This is a genomic window from Rhodoferax sp. UBA5149 (genome assembly GCF_002413825.1).
In the GTDB taxonomy this organism is placed as follows: Bacteria; Pseudomonadota; Gammaproteobacteria; order Burkholderiales; family Burkholderiaceae_C; genus Rhodoferax.
In genome coordinates this window covers 1-1269 of sequence record NZ_DHXT01000031.1, presented here as the reverse complement: position 1 = coordinate 1269, position 1269 = coordinate 1, and the positions used below count along the sequence as shown (strand labels likewise).

The 1269-nt window shown below is 60.2% G+C and carries 1 protein-coding gene; it reads left to right on the top strand.

Annotation, left to right across the window (positions count from 1 at the left end; translation table 11 throughout):
* Positions 1 to 971 precede the first annotated feature (971 nt).
* Positions 972 to 1269: hypothetical protein (locus tag B3V69_RS02445; RefSeq protein ID WP_296443456.1), on the top strand; the 298-nt coding region annotated here is incomplete at its 3' end.

Sequence of the window (1269 nt, the reverse complement as noted above, 5' to 3'; positions counted from 1 at the left end):
CCCGCTGGGCTGGGCGCTGATCGGCGTCAGCATTCTGCAAACCCTGTTCGCCCCCGGCCCGCCCAAAGCCTGGGGCGTGGCCAACGTCACCTACGGCCCTGGCATCACCAACCTCGGCCTGCAAGTCAACGCCAATGGCGACAGCTTCGGCACCGACCGCGCCCGACAAGGCCTGCAGGGCATCGTCAACTACCTGCAAACCAACGTCGTGGACAGCTACAACGCCACGCACAGCGCAGAACAACAAATCGGCCTCATCGCCCAGCGCATGCCGGGTCTGGCCTGGCGCGCCAATGATGCCGGTGACGCTGGTTTTCGGCTCACCGACATCGACCCGCTCACCGGTGCGCAACGCTTGCCGTACCGCCGCTTTGACGACAACGGCGTGCCCTTCAGCGCCAACCCCGGCGCCTACCAGGTGGACCCGACCGACCCCAACCAGCACGGCGACATGAATGAGGCGCTGGTCGCCGCCGCCTTCAACCGCGAGGCGATTGCCCCTCTGTGGGAAGTGCAGACCGCCAAACTGCAGGCCGACGCCGGGGCGACGGATGCCGGTCTGACCGAAGAAGAGCGGGCGGCCAAGGCGGGCTTGAGTGCGGCACTGGATGCGGCTTATGCAGCGGCCCATCCGGACGATGCCAACGCCAAGAACAAAAGAGTCGGCCAGTTCATGGCCGTGGGCCTGGACCTGGATGGCGACGGCCATATCAGCACGACCACCATCGCCCAGAATGCGGCGCAAAACAATGGCGCCGGAGTCACCTTCAACTGGGACCAGCAGAGCTACCAAAAGCAGGTCGGCTGGNNGGCGACATGAATGAGGCGCTGGTGATGAGTCATAGTGTGGCTGGTTGGTTGTCAATTGCTCCTGAAATGATAGCTGTATACGCAGAAAACATGGGGGCTGTAGGCCGATTTGTCTTAAGAGTCAGGACGGCGGCGAATGATGAAATTTGGGAGGCGGCAGCATGAACATCCAGAACAGCACCCCTGATAACGAGATTCGGCAGCGCTACTTCCTGATTTCCAAGCGCTGGACGGTGGCGTTGATTCTATTGGTCCTGGTGATCTATGGCTGTGCAGTGCTTTGGAGCGAGTTTGTGTTTTCGACTAGCTTCACTTCGGATGCCATTCTCGCGCAGCGAGCAGAACAGTTGAAGCGACTTGGCTGCCCTCAACAAACTGAAATCGAAAAGAGTGGTTATGTCATTGCTAGTGCGCAACTACCTAGTTCCCGAAAACCATGGCTCTTCGACAAAACATACC